General features: G+C 68.4%; 16 protein-coding genes. 8 read left to right on the top strand and 8 right to left on the bottom strand.

Going from position 1 to position 18,380, the window contains the following annotated elements:
• The first annotated feature begins 300 nt into the window (after positions 1-300).
• The gene (locus ACSYHF_RS02245) at positions 301-708 is read left to right on the top strand and encodes a YciI family protein (RefSeq protein WP_134955295.1); all 408 of its coding nucleotides are present in this window, start codon (positions 301-303) and stop codon (positions 706-708) included.
• Here ACSYHF_RS02245 and ACSYHF_RS02240 read toward each other — a convergent pair.
• Positions 686-2,767, bottom strand: coding sequence for a gluconolaconase (locus ACSYHF_RS02240; protein WP_447576056.1), 2,082 nt, complete (start codon positions 2,765-2,767; stop codon positions 686-688). The two genes, ACSYHF_RS02245 and ACSYHF_RS02240, sit on opposite strands and share 23 nt — an antisense overlap.
• Positions 2,768-2,934: 167 nt before the next feature.
• On the opposite strand from ACSYHF_RS02240, the gene ACSYHF_RS02235 reads away from it, so the two are divergent.
• Positions 2,935-4,455: a hypothetical protein gene (locus tag ACSYHF_RS02235; protein WP_447576055.1), complete on the top strand. Its 1,521-nt coding sequence runs from the start codon at positions 2,935-2,937 to the stop codon at positions 4,453-4,455.
• Between the two features lie 7 nt (positions 4,456-4,462).
• On the opposite strand, the gene ACSYHF_RS02230 is transcribed toward ACSYHF_RS02235, so the two are convergent.
• The gene (locus tag ACSYHF_RS02230) at positions 4,463-5,239 is read right to left on the bottom strand and encodes a lytic transglycosylase domain-containing protein (RefSeq protein WP_005415084.1); all 777 of its coding nucleotides are present in this window, start codon (positions 5,237-5,239) and stop codon (positions 4,463-4,465) included.
• Between the two features lie 211 nt (positions 5,240-5,450).
• Positions 5,451-6,824, bottom strand: coding sequence for a D-serine/D-alanine/glycine transporter (gene cycA / locus ACSYHF_RS02225; RefSeq protein ID WP_005415083.1), 1,374 nt, complete (start codon positions 6,822-6,824; stop codon positions 5,451-5,453).
• A gap of 228 nt (positions 6,825-7,052) precedes the next feature.
• On the opposite strand from cycA, the gene ACSYHF_RS02220 reads away from it, so the two are divergent.
• Positions 7,053-8,669 carry an EAL domain-containing protein gene (locus ACSYHF_RS02220; RefSeq protein WP_005415082.1) on the top strand — a complete coding sequence of 539 codons (1,617 nt, stop codon included), beginning with the start codon at positions 7,053-7,055 and terminating at the stop codon, positions 8,667-8,669.
• Between the two features lie 67 nt (positions 8,670-8,736).
• On the opposite strand, the gene ACSYHF_RS02215 is transcribed toward ACSYHF_RS02220, so the two are convergent.
• Together ACSYHF_RS02215 and ACSYHF_RS02210 are read right to left on the bottom strand one after the other, a co-directional pair.
• Positions 8,737-9,921, bottom strand: coding sequence for an MFS transporter (locus ACSYHF_RS02215; protein WP_197599095.1), 1,185 nt, complete (start codon positions 9,919-9,921; stop codon positions 8,737-8,739).
• Positions 9,918-11,096: a serine hydrolase domain-containing protein gene (locus ACSYHF_RS02210; protein ID WP_447576054.1), complete on the bottom strand. Its 1,179-nt coding sequence runs from the start codon at positions 11,094-11,096 to the stop codon at positions 9,918-9,920. The genes ACSYHF_RS02215 and ACSYHF_RS02210 overlap by 4 nt, the downstream gene beginning before the upstream one ends.
• Before the next feature lie 227 nt (positions 11,097-11,323).
• On the opposite strand from ACSYHF_RS02210, the gene ACSYHF_RS02205 reads away from it, so the two are divergent.
• Both ACSYHF_RS02205 and ACSYHF_RS02200 read left to right on the top strand, forming a co-directional pair.
• Entirely contained in the window at positions 11,324-12,223 is a 900-nt protein-coding gene (locus tag ACSYHF_RS02205) for a LysR family transcriptional regulator (protein WP_032953875.1), read from the top strand.
• Positions 12,224-12,448: 225 nt separating this feature from the next.
• Positions 12,449-14,056 (top strand): ATP-binding cassette domain-containing protein, encoded by a 1,608-nt coding sequence (locus tag ACSYHF_RS02200; RefSeq protein WP_447576053.1) that lies wholly within the window; start codon positions 12,449-12,451, stop codon positions 14,054-14,056.
• A gap of 186 nt (positions 14,057-14,242) precedes the next feature.
• On the opposite strand, the gene ACSYHF_RS02195 is transcribed toward ACSYHF_RS02200, so the two are convergent.
• Entirely contained in the window at positions 14,243-15,568 is a 1,326-nt protein-coding gene (locus tag ACSYHF_RS02195; protein WP_329889082.1) for a GTP-binding protein, read from the bottom strand.
• Between the two features lie 69 nt (positions 15,569-15,637).
• On the opposite strand from ACSYHF_RS02195, the gene ACSYHF_RS02190 reads away from it, so the two are divergent.
• Positions 15,638-16,009 (top strand): MerC domain-containing protein, encoded by a 372-nt coding sequence (locus ACSYHF_RS02190; protein WP_053499005.1) that lies wholly within the window; start codon positions 15,638-15,640, stop codon positions 16,007-16,009.
• Between the two features lie 77 nt (positions 16,010-16,086).
• Here ACSYHF_RS02190 and ACSYHF_RS02185 read toward each other — a convergent pair whose 3' ends face one another.
• Complete coding sequence (locus ACSYHF_RS02185; protein ID WP_095379406.1) at positions 16,087-16,371, bottom strand: metal/formaldehyde-sensitive transcriptional repressor; 285 nt, start codon at positions 16,369-16,371, stop codon at positions 16,087-16,089.
• 50 nt (positions 16,372-16,421) lie between these two features.
• Between ACSYHF_RS02185 and dmeF the strand changes: the two genes are divergently transcribed.
• Positions 16,422-17,387, top strand: a complete 966-nt coding sequence (gene dmeF / locus ACSYHF_RS02180) for a CDF family Co(II)/Ni(II) efflux transporter DmeF (protein WP_257244001.1) — start codon at positions 16,422-16,424, stop codon at positions 17,385-17,387.
• An 87-nt stretch (positions 17,388-17,474) separates the two neighbouring features.
• Here the strand turns inward: dmeF and ACSYHF_RS02175 are convergent, their stop codons facing one another.
• Positions 17,475-17,759, bottom strand: a complete 285-nt coding sequence (locus ACSYHF_RS02175) for a hypothetical protein (RefSeq protein ID WP_005415073.1) — start codon at positions 17,757-17,759, stop codon at positions 17,475-17,477.
• A gap of 90 nt (positions 17,760-17,849) precedes the next feature.
• On the opposite strand from ACSYHF_RS02175, the gene ACSYHF_RS02170 reads away from it, so the two are divergent.
• Positions 17,850-18,269, top strand: a complete 420-nt coding sequence (locus tag ACSYHF_RS02170; protein WP_111127015.1) for a hypothetical protein — start codon at positions 17,850-17,852, stop codon at positions 18,267-18,269.
• Positions 18,270-18,380: the final 111 nt, after the last annotated feature.

Here is an 18,380-nt window from a genome sequence, read left to right as displayed (position 1 = left end):
TGTTGATTTCCCGTGGTGGATCGGCCGCCGGAATCTGTCTGGGGCCGGGCGGGTGGGGTTGGCGGGGTATCCGCGCCATGGATGGCGCGGCTAAGCCTCCAGGGACGGATTCACGGCGTCCCCGCCAATCCCACCCGCACGGCCCACCCTCAGGAAACCCGCTTTCAGCGACCAACCCCACCCCACCACGGAGGGGCTCCGCCGTTCGCCGATCCCCGCCGAAGGCGCGCTTCTGCGCTGCAACATGCCCGTGCGCAATCCTGCGCCATCATGGGCACCCGCCCCCGCCAGGACCGCGCCATGCAGCAGTACCTGCTTCTGATCTACATCGAGCCTGCCCTGCTGCAGGCCCTGCCCACCGAAGAATTCAACGCGCTGATGCGCGACTGCCTGGCCCATGCCGACAAGCTGCAGGCCGAAGGCACGCTGCTGGCCGCCCAGAAGCTACAGCCGGTCGATACCGCACAGACCCTGCGCGTGCGCGATGGACACAGCCGCGTGCTCGATGGCCCGTTTGCCGAAACCCGCGAGCTGCTGGCCGGCTTCAACCTGATCGTGGCGCGCGACCGCGACGACGCCATGCGCATCGCCCGCGACTTCCCGTGGGCACGCTTCGGCAGCATCGAAGTGCGGCCGCTGGAAGACATGGACGCCGAGCGCGAACGCTGCGGCGCCCCGGCTGTGGCTATGGCAGCAGCCGTACTCTGATCTCGCGCGGGCCGACGCCTTCGTTGCCGCTGTAGTCGCGCACGCTGGCACGCACGATGTACTCGCCCGGCGGCAACGCCGCCGGCTGCCAGCGTCCGGTTTCCATCAGGCCATCACGCACGGTGTTGGTGGCCAGGTAGCGGAACCGGGTCACCGCGCTGCCATGCACGGTGATGCCGCTGTCCGGTGCGTAGGCCACGCGCACCGCTTCCCGCTGCGGCGGCATGCGGTTGAACACGATGTTCCAGCGCGGCTGCTCGTAGCCCTGCAGCGGTTGTCCCGTAGCATCGAGGATCTGGTAACCCACCTGGTACATGCCCAGGCGGCGTCGTGGCAGATTGTTGTCGACCTGGTCCCAGGCCTCCACCACGATCTGCACGCCACGCCCCTGCCGCGCGACCATTACCACGCCATCGCTGCCTGCGGCCATCGGCTGGTCGTTGTCGTCCAGCAGTGCGACATCAGTGATGCGCGGTGCGAAGTGATCGGCGTAGTTATGGAAGCCAAGCGCCACCGCATTGGTCTCGAAACCACCGGTACCCACCGCCAGGTGCACGTGCGCCTGGTTGTTGATGCTGCCCAGGCGGTCACCCACATGGATGCGCATGCCACGCCGCACGCGCATCCGCTGCAGCTTGCCCTGCTCGTCGTACAACGCCTGCCAGCGCGCGTCGAACGGCACATCGCGCGGGGTGCGGCCGACGCGCATGTGGATGTACTTGAGGCGGTCCACCGCCAGGCCCTCGGCCTGCTCGCCCAGGTTCCAGGCCGCCACCGGACTGCTGATCTTGCCTTCGGCAATCGCCAGCACGGTCTGGCCCACATCACCGCGCACGTCGAAGCCGCCATGCAGGTGGTGGCGGCTCTCACCGCTGAAGTTGCCGCGCACTTCACCCAGGGTGCCGACCACTTCGTGCCAGCCGTCCTGCGGTGCGAGCGGCCAACGGCCGCCCGTCTTCGGCAGCGCGGCGTCGGCGGCCGGGCCGACCCGTGCCGGCGCCGGCAGTTCGCCCACCGGCAGCGGACGCAGGCGATGCAGGCGGTAGCCTGCGGCGTCGGCCACCAGCACGCTGCCATCGGCATCCAGCGCCAACCCGCTCGGGCGGGCCAGGCGCGGCAGGCGGCCATTGCCGACCAGCGCGATCTGGTGGCCCTGCGGCGTCACCTGCACGATGCGGCCATCCAGATCACCCACGTACAGCACGCCGTCGTGGGTGGTGGCCAGCGACAGCGGCCCATTGATCACGCCACCGGCGGCGACCACGGTGCTGACCGTGCCATCGGTCCCCACCCGGCGCACGGCGTTGTTGAACAGATCGGCCACCAGCAACGCACCCTGCGCGTCGAAGGCCAGCGCCACTGGCGTATCGAAACGCGCAGCGGCGCCCACGCCATCGGCAAAGCCTGGCCGATCACCACCAGCCAGGGTGCGCACACTGCCATCGGTACCGATCACCCGGATGCGGTCATTGAACGTGTCCGCCACGTAGACCTGGCCCTGCGCGTCCACCGCAACGCCCATCGGTGCATCGAAGCGCGCCTGCGTGGCCGGGCCGTCGGCGTGGCCCTGTTCGCCACCGGCCAACGTGGTCACCTGGCCATCGGTGCCGATGCGGCGGATCGCATGGTTGCCGGTGTCGGCCACGTACAGGTTGCCCTGCGCATCGCCGGCAATGCCCGAAGGCGTATTGAAGCTGGCCTGCAGCGCAGGGCCATCGACACGGCCCTCGCCCTGCCCGGCCACGGTTTCAACGCGGCCATCGGGCAGGCGGCGGCGGATCCGGTTGTTGTCACCGGCATCGGTGAAATAGACACTGCCATCGGTGCCGCGCAGCAGTGCATACGGGTCGGCGAAGCGCGCCTGCGCGGACGCACCGTCGCGGTCGCCGGGGTGACCATCGCCGGCCAGCGGCTCGATCTGCGCGGTCCAGGCCAGCGGCGTGGGCACCGGGCCGGCAGGGCCGGCCAGCGTTTTCAGCGGGGTATCCCACCAGGTTGCAGCCAAGCCCACCGCCGTTGCCAACGCCACCCCTGCCGCCATCCATTGCCACCGTGCCATCGTGTTGCGCTGCCTCTGCCTGCTGCTTGAAGAGGCACCGACAATAGACGCTGCGCGTGCGATCCGCCACGGCCGATCATGCGGCTGAACGCCAGGATTCGCTTCGTCGTGCTTGTCCTCGCTGGCCGTAGCAGGTTCAATGCGGTTCCCACGGATGGAGATTCTCCATGCCCCGCGTTCTCCCCCTCACCGCCCTGCTGCTGGCCGCGTTGGCCAGCGCGCCCGCCTCCGCTTCGATCACGGTGGCCCCGCAGAAGCCATCGGCCACCGCCGATGCAGTACACGCGGCGTACGCCACGCGTTGGGATGAGGCCATCCAGCAGGCACGCGACGGCAACACGCTGGGTGCGCTGATCAGCATGGAGCGGCTGATGGAAGATCCGTTGCTGGACGACTTCGATGCCGAGCATCGCGGCCGCGCCTCGCAGGTCGCCGGCTGGACCGCGCTGATGCAGAAGAAGCCGGACCAGGCCCGCCGCTACCTGCAGCGGGCGCAGGAGGCCCTGCCGGAGGATGCACAGATCCTGCTCACCCAGGTGTCGGTGGAACTATCGGACAACCAGCCGGCCGCAGCCACCACTTTCCTGGTGAAGGCACTGCAGCACGCCGACGCACCGCTGCCGATCGATCACCACGCCATCAACTACCTGCAGTACCGCCTGCGTGAGCAGCCGCAGAAGCGCATGGACCTGCTGCAGGCGCTGTTTGACAACGGCTGGAAGAGTGGCGGCCTGGAACCCACCGGGCTGTGGCTGGCGCTGGCCACGCTGCAGGCCGACAACGGCCGTGGCGACAGCATTCCGGCCACGCTGGCGCGGATCGACAGCCCGGCCGAGATCATCCGCCTGCGCAGCGACAGGCGCTTTGATCGCTATGTCGATCGCGGTGACGCGCGTTTCGATCCGGTGCAGGCGGCACAGCGCCACCTCGATGAACTGCGTGTTTCCGGCCTGCTCGACCGCGCACTGGACGCGCGCATGGCCGAGTTCAGCACCACCTTGCTGATGCTGGACCGCAACGAGGAAGTGCTGTCGTTGACCGAGGGCATGGCCGGTGCCGCCAGCAACGGCGAATCGCCTGCCGCTGCGGAGGCGGAATGGGTGGCCTGGCTGCTCAACAGCCGGCTCACCGCACTGCGCCGGCTGGGCCGCACCGATGAGGCACTGGCCACGGCGAAACAGGCCGCCCGCATCGGCGCGCTCGGCCCGGATGGTGTCGAGCACCAGATGAATGTCGGCTTCGTGTTCAGTTCGCTGGGGCGCATGCAGGACGCTGCGCAGGCAGTGAATGACATGCCGGGCCTCGCCGGTTACGGCAAGGCCGCACAGGCGCTGCTGCAGTTCGCCGCCGCCCGCGAGCGCGGCGATGCCAAGGCGCGCGATGCAGCACGCGCGGTGATCCTGGCCCAGCGCGACGATGCCCGCCTGTTCCATCGCGAAATGCTGCTGGAGGAAGGCGACCTGGACGGTGCCGCTGCCGTGCTGATCGAACAGCTGCGCTCGCCGGTTGAACGCGGTGAAACCCTGGCCAGCCTGCAGGACATGCGCACCTATCCGTCATTGCCGGGCGATGTGCGCATCGATGCCGCGTGGCGTGCACTCAAGCAGCGTGCCGACGTGCAGGCGGAGGTGGCACGCGTCGGCCGCATCGAGCGCTACGACCTGGTCAGCACTTCCACCTCGCGCTGAGTCCCTGCTAGCGGGCTGGCACTTCGGTGCGGATGCCCATCGCTTCGCGGTAGCGCGCGTACAGCGCCATCACCTTGTCCACATAGGCCAGGGTTTCGGCGTAGGGCGGCACGCCCTTGTAGCGGGTGACCGCACCGATGCCCGCGTTGTAGGCAGCCGCCGCCAACGGGCGATCGCCGTTGTAACGGCGCAGCAGCGCGCGCATGTAGCGTGCGCCGCCCTCGATCGACTGCTGTGGCGAGAACGGATCGCGCACGCCATATTCCTGTGCGGTCTCCGGCATCAACTGCATCACGCCCTGTGCGCCCTTGGTCGAGACCGCCAGCGGATCGAAATTGCTTTCGGCATGGGCGATCGCGCGCAGCCAGGCATCATCGACGCCGGTGGCTTTGGCCGCGGCCTTGAACTGCCTGGCGTGCTGCGCGAGCTGCGGCTTGCCGACCTTGCCCAGGCCCTCGTGCGCCGGCTCGCCCGGCGGCGTGGCCACGGTGAACTTCAGGAATACCCGCGAGCCGGGCAGGTTGCGGGTGGAATAGACCAGCACGCCGTCCTGCTCGCGCTCGTACAGCACACCACTGAACACGCCCATGTTGCCCCACAGGTTCGGGGCCTGGATGGCGTTGTCGTCGATCTCCTTCGGCGTGCACCGCGATCCCGGCTCCGGTGCGGTGGCCAGGCTGACGGTGTTGCCCTGCACGCAGCGATAGACCGTGCGCGCGGCAGCCATCCCGGGCCACAGGATGGGCAGCAGCACCAGTGCAAGCAGGAGAGGTCGATGGGACATGGCGGCCGGATGATCCGGCCGCGCCCGCGAATGTTGGGTGAATGGGGGACGGCAGGGCTACGCCCTGCACCCGCGGTAGTGCCGGCCGCTGGCCAGCAACCTCAACGGCAACGGCAGCGGCCGATTTCCTGCGGCTGACAGTAGATCCACGCCATGCGTGGATGAAACTCTCTGGAGACGATGGATCAATCGATGGAACGGAGACGTTGGATCACTTCGCGGCCCTCCGGCGCACCCAATACCCCGCGCCCAGCAGCACGAACCACACTGGGCTGGCGATCAGCGCCTGGCGGGTGTCGCCCTGCAGGCTCAGCAGCACCAGCACGGCGGCGAAGAACACCAGGCAGGCCCAGCACATGGCAACGCCGCCGGGCATCTTGAAGATCGAGGCAGCGTGGCGCTCCGGGTAGCGGCGGCGATAGGCCATGTAGGCCACCAGGATCAGCGACCAGACGAAGATGAACAGCACCGTGGCCAGCGTCGTCACCAGGGTGAAGGCGGTCACCAGGTTCGGAATCAGGTAGATCAGCAGCGTGCCGCCCAGCAGGCACAGGCACGAGAACAGCAGGCCTCGGGCGGGCACGGCAGCGCGTGACAACTTCGACAGCCCGCGCGGGGCGTGCCCCTCTTCGGCCAGGCCGTACAGCATGCGGCTGGTGGAGAAGATGCCACTGTTGGCCGAGGACGTGGCCGAGGTCAGCACCACGAAATTGATCAGGCTGGCGGCGGCGGGAATGCCGGCCAGCACGAACAGCTGCACGAACGGGCTCTTGTCCGGCACCACCTGGCGCCACGGGGTGACCGCCATGATCGCGATCAGCGCCAGCACATAGAAGATGATGATGCGCACCGGGATCGAGTTGATTGCCTTGGGCAGGTTGCGCTCGGGATCGGCGGTTTCGGCGGCGGTGGTGCCGACCAGCTCGATGCCGACGAAGGCGAACACCGCAATCTGGAACCCGGCGAAGAAGCCGACCAGGCCCATCGGGAACATGCCACCGTCATTCCACAGGTTCGACAGCGACGCGGTGTGGCCGCTGGGTGAGGTGAAGCCCCACGCCACCAGCCCGGCGCCGGTGATGATCAGCGCACAGATCGCCACGATCTTGATCAGCGCGAACCAGAATTCCATTTCACCGAACAGCTTCACCGTCACCAGGTTCAACGCCAGCAGCAGCATCACGCAGGCCAGCGCCGGTTTCCAGGCCTCAAGCCCGGGGAACCAGAACTGTGCGTAGGCGGCAATCGCGATCACGTCGGCAATCGCGGTGACGATCCAGCAGAACCAGTAGGTCCATCCACAGAAGAACCCGGCCCACGGGCCGAGCAGGTCGGTGGAGAAGTCGATGAAGGATTTGTACTGCAGGTTGGACAGCAGCAGCTCGCCCATCGCACGCATCACGAAGAACAGCATCGCGCCGATGATCAGGTAGACGAAGACGATGGACGGGCCGGCCAGGCTGATGGTCTTGCCCGAGCCCATGAACAGGCCGGTGCCGATGGCACCGCCGATGGCGATCAGTTGCAGGTGGCGGTTGGACAGGCTGCGGCGCAGGTGCTCGGGGGGCGTGGCGGGCTCGGTCATGGGCGCGGGAAGGGGCGGGCGAAGCGTTCGACGGTAGTCCTCCGCGGCGCCGAGCGCCAGCGCCAGACGGCCCCATTGCGTCAAAGCAGGCCGCTTTCACCACAATGTGACCGAATACCGTATTGATCCCATTCCGCCCGGCCCGGTGCCATGCTCAGATAGCCGCACCTGCCCAAGGACCGGCCCGACCATGCGCCCTGCCCCGCCCGCCCTGCTGGAGCCCCGGCCATGAGCCGCCTGCGCGTCATCATCGGCGGTACCGCACTGGCCCTGCTGGCCGCTGCGGTGCCGATCGCGGTCATGGCCTACGCCACCTGGGACCGCGCGGTCAGCGTCGAACAGCAGCGCCTGCGCGACATCGCCGATCGCACCCTGCGCCGCTCCGACCTGTCCTACCAGGAGGCGCTGGCGGCGCTGAAATCCGCCGAAGCCGGTGCCTACGTGTCCTGCAGCCCCGAGCACATCCGGCGCATGCAGACCCTGGTAATGACCACCCCATCGATTGACCAGATGGGCTACTTCGAAGGAGGCAAGCTGCGCTGCACCTCCTGGGGGCCGTTCCTGTCGGATGTGGATCAGCCCAGGCCGGACCACGTCACCAGCGACGGCGCCGGCATCGCAGTGGACGTGCGCCCGGAAATCAGCGGGCGACGCCAGGTGCTGGCGATCCTGTATGGGTCCTACGACGCTCTGGTGGACCCACGCCGCTTCGTCGATGTCATCGCCGACCCGAATGTGCGGCTGGCACTGGCCAGCCCCGATGGACGCCTGCTGGCCAAACAGCCCGGCCTGGATCCGGACCTGCTGCAGGCACTGCTGCGCGACCCGGGCGAAGGCCTGGACCACACCACGCTGTTCGCTACCGCGCGCAACGAGGAATGGCTGGCCGTCGCCACTACGCCGCGCACCGCGCTTGCCGCGGCCTTCCGCCAACAGGCCTGGCTGTACGTGCCGGCGGGCCTGCTGCTGGCCGCCGCCGGGGCCGGCCTGGTGATCTGGCTGTCGCGGCGCCGCCTTTCCCTGCGCGGCGAACTGGCCACCGCCATCCGTCGCCGCGAGCTGTACCTGCATTACCAGCCGATCATCGAACTGGACACCGGCATCTGCGTCGGCGCCGAGGCGCTGGTGCGCTGGCAACGCCCGGATGGCACCCAGGTGCGCCCTGACCTGTTCATTCCACTGGCCGAAGAGGCCGGCATGATCGCCGACGTCACCGACCTGGTGATCGAGAACGTGGTGCGCGACATGCGCGAGCTGCTGGTCGCCGACCGCAGCGCGCACATCGCGATCAACCTCGCCGCCGAAGACATCAGCAGCGGTCGCGCCCTGAAGATGATCTCCCGGCACATGGCCGGCAGCGGCATCCTGCCGCAGCAGATCTGGATGGAGGCCACCGAACGTGGCTTCCTCGATCTGGACCGCGCGCGCACCATGCTCGCCGCCGCCCGCCGCGCCGGCCACAGCGTGGCCATCGATGATTTCGGGGTTGGCTTCTCCAGCCTGCAATACCTGCAGCAGCTGCCACTGGATGCGCTGAAGATCGACAAATCATTCATCGATGCGATCGGTACCGAAAGCGCCACCAGCCCGGTCACGCCGCACATCATCGACATGGCCAAGGAGCTGGGCCTGTGGGTGGTGGCCGAGGGCGTGGAAACCGAAGCGCAGCTGGCCTACCTGCACAGCCGGCATGTGGAATTCGGACAGGGCTGGCTGTTCTCGCGGCCGTTGCCGCGCGATGAGTTCGTCGCCTTCCATCAGAAGCGGCAACAGCAGTACGGCGCTGCACGCGAACACATGCAGAACCCGCGCAGCGTGCCGATCGAGCAGGTACCGCTGGATTAGCAAGGCAAAAGCAAGGCCCACGGTAGTGCCGGCCGCTCGCCGGCACCGCGTCATCACTGATCAATAGCTACGCCCACGCCCTCGGCCGTGCCAGCAACCACGCGGCGGTCACCGCCAGCAACAGCAACGGCAGCCATCCCAGCTGGCGTGGGCCGCTGGCCTGCAGCAGCACGCCGCCTGCCACGCCGCCGGCCGCAATGGCCAGGTTCCAGCCGGTCACCAGCATCGATTGCGCCAGGTCCGCAGCGGCCCCGGCGCGCCGTGCCAAGGCGGTCTGGAACAGGGTCGGCACGGCGCCGAACGCCACGCCCCACAGGATCGTCGCCAGCAGCAGTGCGCTCGCCACGCCAGGCCACACCAGCAAGGCCAGCACCGGCACGATGAAGCCGATCACCGCCGCCCACACCAGCGCATGCAGGTAGCGATCCACGCCCCAGCCGGCCATCGCGATGCCAGCAATCGCCGCCATGCCGAAAGCAAGCAGCAGCCGGTCCAGCCACGCACCGGCACCCGCGTCGACGGCCAGCGGCTCGATGTAGGTGTACAGCACGTTGTGCGCCAGCACGTACAGCGCCATCACCAGCAGTGCACTGCGTACACCGGGCAGGCGCCACACGGTCGCCAGCGAAGTGCGTTGCCCGGCCCCAGCGGCCGGCAGCGCAGGCAACGCCCAGCGCGCGTAGGCCAGCAGCAGCAGACCCAGCACGCTCATCAACGCGAACGCCCAGCGCCAGCCGATCTGCTGGCCAAGCAGCGTTCCGGCCGGCACCCCCAGCGACAGCGCCAGCGGCGAACCGACCATCGCCACTGCGATGGCCCGTCCCTGCAGCGACGGCACCACCATGCGTGCGGCGTAGCCAGCCACCAGCGACCACAGCAATCCACCGCTCACACCGGCCAGGAAGCGCGCAGCCAGGATCAGCGCGTAACTGCTGCTCAACGCGGTCAGCGTATTGACCACCACGAAGCCGGCGATGGCCGCCAGCAGCAGCGGACGCCGTGGCAGGCGCTGGGTCAGCGCGGTCATCGGCAGTGCGGCCATCACCGAACCCAGCGCATACACGCTCACCAGCTGGCCGACCGCCGCATCACTCACGCCCAGGCTTTCGCCCATCGGCCGCAGCACACCCGCCGGCAGGGTCTCGGTCAACAGGGTGATGAAGCCGCCACCGGCCAAGGCAAGCAGGCCCGCCCACGGCAGGCGCGTGGCCTCGCCGGCCGGACTGGCGGCATCGATGGCATGGCCGCTCATCGCGTAGTCTCCAGGTCGGCATAGACCGCGTCGCGCAGTGCATCGACAAAAACGCCATCCATCCCTTCGTACAGGGTGTTGGTCAGCGCCACCACGCTCAGCCCACGCGACGGGTCGACAAACCAGCTGTGCCCGTAGGCACCGCCCCAGCGCCAGCTGCCTTCGCGCTGTGGTGTGCCGCTGGCGGCGGCATCGCGCAGTACCGCAAAGCCCAGCCCGAAGCCCCAGCCGGCCGGTTCCGGCGGCCCCTGCTCGCCCACCTGCGGGCTGGCCATCTCTGCCGCCAGCGCGGGCGGCAACAGGCCAGAGCGTTGCACGTCGCGCAAAGCCTCCAGCACCGCCATCACCTCATCGGCGGTACCGACCAGGCCGGCGCCGGCCGAAGCGAACCGACTGGCGTCGGTGGCACGCGCGGGACTGAACTCGATGCCCAGCGTTCCCTCGAAAGGTGCGACCACCTCGCCTTCCTGCAGGCGATGCGGTTGCGGCGTGTCGCTCACATACGGCGTGGCCAGCCGCTCTGCATCGCGCGTAACGAACGCGGTGTCGCGCAGGCGCAACGGGGCAGCCAGCAGACGCTGGAACAGCGCCTGCAGCGTTTCACCGGTCGCGGCTTCGGCCACCGCACCGGCCACGTCCACGCCCAACGAGTAAAACCACTGGCTGCCCGGTGCGAACAGCAGTGGCACCTGCGCGATGCGGCGCACGTTCTCGGCCAGGGTCAACGGGTTGGCGTCCATGCCATCGCTGACGCCAGCGCGCGCGTAGGGTCCCTCCGCATCCGCCTCCAGGAAGCGATAGCCCAGTCCGCTGCTGTGGCTGAGCAGCTGGCGCAGGCTGATCGGCGGCGTGCTGCCATCGGCCAGCGCCGGGCGGAAGTCCGGCAGCCAGCGCTGCACCGGCGCGTCGAGGTCGAGCACGCCTTCAGCCACCAGGCGCAGGATCACCGTGGCCAGCAACGGCTTGCTGACCGATGCCAGCCGGAACAGCTGATCGCGCTGCATCGGCCTGGCCGACTCGCGATCGGCCAGCCCGCTCGCGCTGGCATGGCGCAGCACGCCGTGCTCGCGCACCAGCACCACCGCACCAACCAGGCGCAACGGATGGACCTGCTGCAGCAGCCGCTGCACCGAAGGCAGCGTCGGTGCAGGTTCAAGGGAAAGAGCGGCATTCATCATGGTGATCCGTGGGGAGAGGCCCGCCACGTTAGGCAGCGCGCGGCGCTGCAAAAAGCCGGTTGCCGCTCCGGGCATCATGGACCGTGCAGTCCGCAATCGGCATCATGCCCGGAACTGCAACGCCGCAAGGGCTGCCCGAGGCCCCGCACCACAGTGTTGCGATGGCCGCGCCGCGTGCCGCGATCACCCGCCCCTACCCTGCCGTTTTCATTGCCGGTACGCCCATGTCAGTCCTGGACAACCTCGCCAACCTGCAGACCTTCGTCCACGCCGCCGACACCCGCAGCTTCGTCGAGACCGGGCGCCTGCAGGGCATCTCCGCATCGGCCGCCGGCAAGTGCGTTGCGCGGCTGGAGCACGCACTGGGCGTGCGCCTGTTCCACCGCAGCACGCGCAGCATCACCCTCACCGCCGAGGGCCAGCTGTTCCTGGCGCGCTGCCGGCGCATCCTCGACGAACGCGACGCCGCGCGCACCGAACTGGCGCAACCGCACGCTGCGCCGAGCGGCACGCTGCGGATCAGCCTGCCACTGGTAGGCGACCTCACCCTGCCGTTGATGGCCGAATTCATGGCCGCGTATCCGGACATCCGCCTCGACCTGGATTTCAGCGACCGGCTGGTCGATGTCATTGAGGAAGGTTTCGATGCGGTGCTGCGCGTTGGCGAACCCAGCGACTCGCGGATGAACGCACGCCGGCTGGGGGTATTCCCGCGGCGTGTCGTCGCCTCGCCGGGCTACCTGCAGCGTCGCGGCGTTCCACGCACGCCGGCCGACCTGCTGCAGCACACGTTGCTGCACTACCGCTTCCCCAGCACCGGCAAGCTGGAGCCGTGGCCGATCCACTGGCCCGACCACGAAACACCGCAGGAGCTGCCGGTGCACATGGTGGCCAACACCATCGAGGCGCGGGTGGCGCTGGCGCTGCGCGATACCGGCCTGGCCTTCGTGCCGGTGCACTCGGTACGCGATGCGCTGGCCGACGGCCGCCTGGTCACCGTACTGGAGGATCATGTGCACTCCTGCGGCACCTTCCACCTGCTGTGGCCGTCGGGCCGACACGTATTGCCGAAGCTGCGGGTGTTCATCGACTTCGTCGGCGCCCGCCTGGACACCGTGCCGTAGCCGCGAGAAATCCACCCATGCCCGGCCCACAGTAGATCCACGCCATGCGTGGATGCTCTTGTAGTGCAGAGCCATCAAACCATTCAGCCAACCCCGCTATACTGGCCGCTCATTCCTCCCAGAGGCTCGCGACCAATGCGCCATTGATGCCGCCGTCTTCCCAACAGACGGCCTGACTCTTCCCGCCCCTGCGCGCAGGGGAGAACCGGCATCCATGGAGGTCGCATGACCACACATTCCCTCACGCTCGATCGCGTGTCGTATCGGCTGGCCGACGGCCGCCCGCTGTTTTCCGATCTGTCGTTTTCCTTCGATCCGGTCGCCACCGGCCTGGTCGGTGCCAATGGCACCGGCAAGAGCGTGCTCGCACGCCTGCTCGCGGGTCGGGTGCGGCCAGAGAACGGGCAGGTGCGCAGCAGCGGCCGCGTGTTCCTGTTGCCGACGCCCGGCTATCCCCCCGCCGGCACGGTCGGTGAACTGGCCGGCGTCGGCGCGGAACTGGCCGCGCTGCAACGCATCGAAGCCGGCAGCGTGGATGAGGCCGACTTCGCCTGCGTCGGCGACCATTGGGATCTGCGCGAGCGCCTGCAGCAGCAATGGCAGGCGCTCCGCCTGCCCGACGATCTCGATCCCGCCCAACCCGCCGCGCGTCTCAGTGGCGGCCAGGCCATGCAGGTGGCGCTGTCCGGCGCCTGGGCCAGCGGCGCCGATTGGCTGATCCTGGACGAACCCAGCAACCACCTCGATGGCCGCCATCGCCAACAGTTGTACGAACGGTTGCAGCAGTGGCGCGGCGGCCTGCTGGTGATCAGCCATGATCGCGAGCTGCTGGCGCAGATGCAGCAGATCGTCGAGCTCGACGCGCGCGGGCTGCATCGCTATGGCGGGCCGTGGCAGCACTACGCCGACGCGCGGGCCGCCGAACGCGAAGCGGCCGCCGCACAGCTCGACCACGCCCGCGCCCAGCACCGGCAGCAACAGCGCAGCGCGCGCGAGCAGCACGAACGCCAGCAGCAGCGCCAGGCACGTGGCAATCGCGATGCGAAGCAGGCCAACCAGGCACCGATCCTGCTTGGCCGGCAGAAACAGCGTGCCGAGGCCAGCCACGGGCGCGCGCAACAGGTACAGGCCGATCGTCTTCAGGCCAGCGCCGACCAGCTGCGCGCAGCGGCTTCGGCAGTTCACGCCGCGCCGGAGCTGGCGCTGTTCGCCGGTGACGGTGAACGCGGCAACGCACGTCTGCTGCAGGCGGAGTCGCTGGTGCTGCCGCAGGGTTGCAGTGCACCGTTGCAATTGGAGATCCGCCGCGGCCAGCGCATCGCCGTGGTCGGTGACAATGGCAGTGGCAAGTCCACGCTCCTGCGCGTGCTGGCCGGCCAGCTGCCTGCACGCAGCGGCATCGTGCAGCGCCATGCACCACTGGCGCTGCTCGACCAGCAGCTGCTGGGATTGTCCGGCGAACGCAGCATTCTCGACACCGTGCAGGCCGCCAACCCGGTGGCGGATGCGGGTGAACTGCGCACACGGCTGGCCCTGCTCGGGCTGGACGCGCAGCGCATCCAGCGGGCAGCCCATAGCCTCAGCGATGGCGAACGGGTGAAGGGCGCCCTGGCCAGCGTGCTGTATGCCGACCCCGCACCGCAGCTGTTGCTGCTGGACGAGCCCGGCAACGCACTGGACCTGAGCGCACTGCAGGCACTGGAAGAACTGCTGGCGGCATGGCCGGGTGCCCTGATGATGGTCAGCCACGACCGGCACCTGCTGCAGGCGTTGCAACCGACGCGGGTGTTACAGGTAGGCGCCGATGGCTGGCAGTGGCGCGATGCCTTGTAGATCCACGCCAAGCGTGGACCTGCTGCAGCAGCCGAGCGTCGGCTCGGCTCTACAGGATTGTCCGCAACGGATCGCACTGTAGAGTCGAGCCATGCTCGACTCCGCCATGCATCCATCCACGCGTGGCCTATCGACCACGGGTAGTGCCGGCCGTTGGCCGGCAACCCATGGATCCTCAGTGCACCGTCACCGCTTCCACACCGGGAATGCCTGCGGCAGCTGTTGCCACAGCAGCGGCCCCGCACGCAGTTCCTGATCGTTGAGCAGGCACGCGTCCAGCTCCGCACGCACCGCGCGCTCATCCATGTGCACGCCAATCACCACCAGCTCCTGGCGGCGGTCGCCCCACAGCGGGTGCCACAGCCGCTGCATCGCCGAATGCGCGGCCGCATCCGGGAAGTCTTCCAGACCCGGCAACGGTGCGCTCCAGCAGTCGGCCTGCTGCCGCGCCCAGCCCAGGTCGCTGTATGGCAGTGGCGTGGGCGGCAGCAATGGCGCGGTGTCCTCCAGCCCAGCCCGCACGCGATCACGCGCGGCGTACCAGAACCCCGCCGCCTGCGTCCGCGTCGCGGCACCCACGGTATTCAGCTCACCCACCCAGTCCATGCGATTGGCCAGCCAGAACCAGCCCTTGCTGCGGATCACACCGGGCATCCCCGACTGCAGCGCGCGGGCGAAACGCGCGGGATGGAACGGTCGCCGCGAGCGATAGACGAAGCTGGCGATGCCGTACTCCTCGGTTTCGGGCGTGTGTTCGCCACGCAGTTCCTTCACCCAACCCGGCGCACGTTGCGCACGCTCGTAGTCGAAGCGGCCGGTGTCCAGCAGCTCCGCCAGGGGAACATCACCGAAGCGGGACAGCAGCAGCTTCGCGTCGCGGTTCAGGCCGCGCAGCACGGCCAGCGTGTCCTGCAGCACGTCGTCATCCACCTGGTCGACCTTGCTGACCACGATCACATCGGCGAACTCGACCTGCTCGCACAGCAGGTCGACCACGCCGCGGTCGTCATCCGGCCCGGCCTGCTGGTCGCGCTCGGCCAGGCGCAACGTCGAGCCGAAGTCGGCAAGGAATGCGCCGCCATCCACCACCGTCACCATTGTGTCCAGGCGCGCGATGTCACTCAGGCTGAAGCCCTTCTCGTCGCGCACCGCGAACGTGGCCGCCACCGGCATCGGCTCACCGATGCCGGTCGACTCGATCAACAGGTAGTCATAGCGACCGGCGTCGGCCAGGCGCCGCACTTCCTGCAGCAGGTCATCGCGCAGGGTGCAGCAGATGCAGCCATTGCTGAATTCCACCAGCGTCTCTTCGGTTCGGCGCAGCTCGGCGCCGCCCTCGCGCACCAGCTGCGCATCGATGTTGACCTCGCTCATGTCGTTGACGATGACCGCCACGCGCAGGCCCTGGCGATTGCGCAGGATCTGGTTGAGCAGGGTGGTCTTGCCGGCTCCGAGGAAGCCGGACAGCACGGTGACCGGAAGGCGACGGTCGGCGCGGGAAACAGTGTTCATGTCGGAGCGGGTTGGCTGCGGAACGGAAATGTTACTGTATAACAATTGCTGCGCAAGGAACCTCCCCCGATGAAGTCGCCGTCTGCCGCCCTGCTTGATGCCGGCGCGGTTGCCCTGTCCAGCCTGTGCCTGCTGCACTGCCTGGCGCTGCCCCTGCTTGCCGCCGCGCTGCCGCTGTTCGGCAGCTGGGCCGAAGCGGAATGGGTCCACCTGCTGTTCGTGGCCATCGCCCTGCCGCTGACCGGGTATGCACTATGGCGGGCCGAGCGCCGCCATCCGTTGCCGGTGCTGGCCTGGGCCACCGCCGGCGCCGGGCTCGGCCTGCTGCTGGCCGGCGCGCTGGCGTTGCCCTCGCACGACTGGGAAACACCGATGACCGTCACCGGCAGCCTGCTGCTGGCTGCCACGCACATCTGGAACGCGCGGCACCGGCACGGGTAGTGCCGGCCGCTGGCCGGCAACCCCATGAACGCCGCACGCAACCTGCAGGTGCCGGCCAGCGGCCGGCACTACCCTTGCTATTTACCGTAGCGGCGCAGCAGTTCGACCAGCACTTCGGCCTCGGCCGCCCGCTGCTGCGGGTCGTCGGCGCCGACCACATGTTCCTGCAGGTGCTCGTGCAGCAGCTCCATCAGCAGGCTGTGGGCGGCGCCGCGCACCGCAGCAACCTGCACCAGCACGTCCGCACAGTCACCTGCTTCACCCTCGGGCTTGTCCAGCGCCTGCTCCAACGCTGCCACCTGGCCGCCGATACGGCGTACCCGGGTCAACAGCTGCTTTCGATTCTTGTGTACATGGGCCATGGATGGATCGTATACCCTATGGGGGTATCCTTCCACCCTCTGGTCTTCCCATGCATCTGGACGCCCTCGCCGCCGCCCGTCGCCACGAACACCGCTTCGACGACGGCAACCCGCTGGCCGAGCGCAATACCCGCCGCGCTCTGTGGCTCACCGTCAGCATGATGCTGGTGGAAATTATCGGCGGCTGGTGGTTCAACTCCATGGCCGTGCTCGCCGACGGCTGGCACATGAGTTCGCACGCACTCGCGCTGGGCCTGGCAGTGTTCGCCTACCGCTGCGCGCGCCGCTACGCGCACGACCCGCGCTTCGCCTTCGGTACCTGGAAGATCGAGATCCTGGCCGGCTATACCAGCGCCATCGCCCTGCTTGGCGTCGCCGCGCTGATGGCGGTGCAATCGCTGGAGCGGCTGTGGGTACCGGCACCGATCCACTACAACGAAGCCATCGCCATTGCTGCGGTCGGGCTGGGCGTGAACCTGCTGTGCGCCTGGTGGCTGCACGACAGCCCGGGCCACGTGCATCACCACCACGGGCATGACCATGGCCATCACCACGGCCACAACCACGATCACACCCATGCGCACGGTCACGACCTCAACCTGCGCTCGGCGTATGTGCACGTGCTGGCCGACGCCGCCACCTCGGTGCTGGCCATCATCGCCCTGCTCGGCGGCAAGCTGCTGGGCCTGACCTGGCTGGACCCGGTGATGGGCCTGGTCGGCGCCGTGCTGGTCACGGTGTGGGCGATCGGCCTGCTGCGCGACAGCGGCCGCATCCTGCTCGACGCGCAGATGGACGCGCCGGTGGTGGCCGAAGTACGCGAGGTGATCGAACAGGGCCCGTGGCCGGCGCGCCTGGCCGACCTGCACGTCTGGCAGGTGGGTCGCGGCAAGTACGCGGTCAGCGCCAGCGTGGTCACCAGTGACGCCACGCTGGATGCCGATACCGTGCGCAACGCGCTGGCGATCCATGAAGAGCTGGTGCACGTGACGGTGGAGATCCATCGCAGCGCATGACCCGCGTCCGGTAGTGCCGGCCGCTGGCCGGCACCCCATGAGCACCGCACGCAACCTGCAGGTGCCGGCCAGCGGCCGGCACTACCGCTACAGCTTCAGCATCATCCGCAGCAGGTACATCAGCAGCGGCAGCGCACTCAGCACTGCACCGCCGATGCCGATCCACGGCCAGCGCTCACCGCGCACGCGCGAGGCTACGGCCAGGCCGCCGCCCACCAGCGCCGCACCCAGCACGCCCACGCCCAGCCCTGCGGCCATGCCATTGCCACCCGCAGCGACCGCTGCCTGTGCCGCCACGGTGCCTGCCCCCCACCCCACTGCAATACCCAGCCAACTGGCCACGCCGCACCACGGTGCCTTGCCCTGCGCCATCCGAAAACCCCTGTGTCCTTGCCGAATTTCTGTACGGGCCACGCCCGCATGCCGCCTACACTAGCCGCACCTGCCCTGTAGGGACATCCCATGCGCACGCTCCGCCTGCTGCTGCCCGGTGCCCTCCTGCTGCTGACCGCCGCCTGCAGCGGTGACGCCGGGCTTCCGTTTTCCACCGACCCGCTGCAGGGCTGCTTCGCCACCAGCGCGCGCAAACCCGCCGACTTCCGCATCGACAAGGAAGGTGGCCAGTACTTCGTTTCCTTCAGCCGTGGCGAGCAGTGGCAGCGCGAACCCAATGCCCTGCACAAGGCCACGTCCAGCGAGATCAGCCGCTACTTCCGCGACGACGCCGACCAGATCGACAGTGCGCTTATCCGCATGGCCGGCGGCTTCGGCATCTTCCACTTCAACAAGGACGCGACGTTGAAGGGCAAGGCCAGCGATAGTGACTACATGGCGTTGATGCTGATCGGTGCTGGGCCGGTGTATGCGGTGAAGTGCATTTGAGCAGACGTTTGCGACAGCTTCTTTCGTGGTTAACAGTATGAAACATAAGAAAATTTTCAAAACAACGATAACTGGATAGGTATCTCGTCGGGCGACCAGAACTCAGTTCAG

It is taken from the genome of Stenotrophomonas maltophilia group sp. P373 (genome assembly GCF_053295075.1).
The sequence above is the reverse complement of the archived record's forward strand: the minus strand, read 5'-3'. Positions and strand labels throughout refer to the sequence as shown.

What these genes read in the sequence shown, in the direction of transcription:
- ACSYHF_RS02240 (WP_447576056.1), bottom strand. Translation starts at nt 2,767, where the DNA reads ATGGCACGGTGGCAATGGATGGCGGCAGGGGTGGCGTTGGCAACGGCG.
- ACSYHF_RS02170 (WP_111127015.1), top strand. Translation starts at nt 17,850, where the DNA reads ATGCGCACGCTCCGCCTGCTGCTGCCCGGTGCCCTCCTGCTGCTGACC.
- ACSYHF_RS02195 (WP_329889082.1), bottom strand. Translation starts at nt 15,568, where the DNA reads ATGAACACTGTTTCCCGCGCCGACCGTCGCCTTCCGGTCACCGTGCTG.
- ACSYHF_RS02245 (WP_134955295.1), top strand. Translation starts at nt 301, where the DNA reads ATGCAGCAGTACCTGCTTCTGATCTACATCGAGCCTGCCCTGCTGCAG.
- ACSYHF_RS02220 (WP_005415082.1), top strand. Translation starts at nt 7,053, where the DNA reads ATGAGCCGCCTGCGCGTCATCATCGGCGGTACCGCACTGGCCCTGCTG.
- ACSYHF_RS02175 (WP_005415073.1), bottom strand. Translation starts at nt 17,759, where the DNA reads ATGGCGCAGGGCAAGGCACCGTGGTGCGGCGTGGCCAGTTGGCTGGGT.
- cycA (WP_005415083.1), bottom strand. Translation starts at nt 6,824, where the DNA reads ATGACCGAGCCCGCCACGCCCCCCGAGCACCTGCGCCGCAGCCTGTCC.
- ACSYHF_RS02200 (WP_447576053.1), top strand. Translation starts at nt 12,449, where the DNA reads ATGACCACACATTCCCTCACGCTCGATCGCGTGTCGTATCGGCTGGCC.
- ACSYHF_RS02205 (WP_032953875.1), top strand. Translation starts at nt 11,324, where the DNA reads ATGTCAGTCCTGGACAACCTCGCCAACCTGCAGACCTTCGTCCACGCC.
- dmeF (WP_257244001.1), top strand. Translation starts at nt 16,422, where the DNA reads ATGCATCTGGACGCCCTCGCCGCCGCCCGTCGCCACGAACACCGCTTC.
- ACSYHF_RS02235 (WP_447576055.1), top strand. Translation starts at nt 2,935, where the DNA reads ATGCCCCGCGTTCTCCCCCTCACCGCCCTGCTGCTGGCCGCGTTGGCC.
- ACSYHF_RS02190 (WP_053499005.1), top strand. Translation starts at nt 15,638, where the DNA reads ATGAAGTCGCCGTCTGCCGCCCTGCTTGATGCCGGCGCGGTTGCCCTG.
- ACSYHF_RS02230 (WP_005415084.1), bottom strand. Translation starts at nt 5,239, where the DNA reads ATGTCCCATCGACCTCTCCTGCTTGCACTGGTGCTGCTGCCCATCCTG.
- ACSYHF_RS02215 (WP_197599095.1), bottom strand. Translation starts at nt 9,921, where the DNA reads ATGAGCGGCCATGCCATCGATGCCGCCAGTCCGGCCGGCGAGGCCACG.
- ACSYHF_RS02210 (WP_447576054.1), bottom strand. Translation starts at nt 11,096, where the DNA reads ATGAATGCCGCTCTTTCCCTTGAACCTGCACCGACGCTGCCTTCGGTG.
- ACSYHF_RS02185 (WP_095379406.1), bottom strand. Translation starts at nt 16,371, where the DNA reads ATGGCCCATGTACACAAGAATCGAAAGCAGCTGTTGACCCGGGTACGC.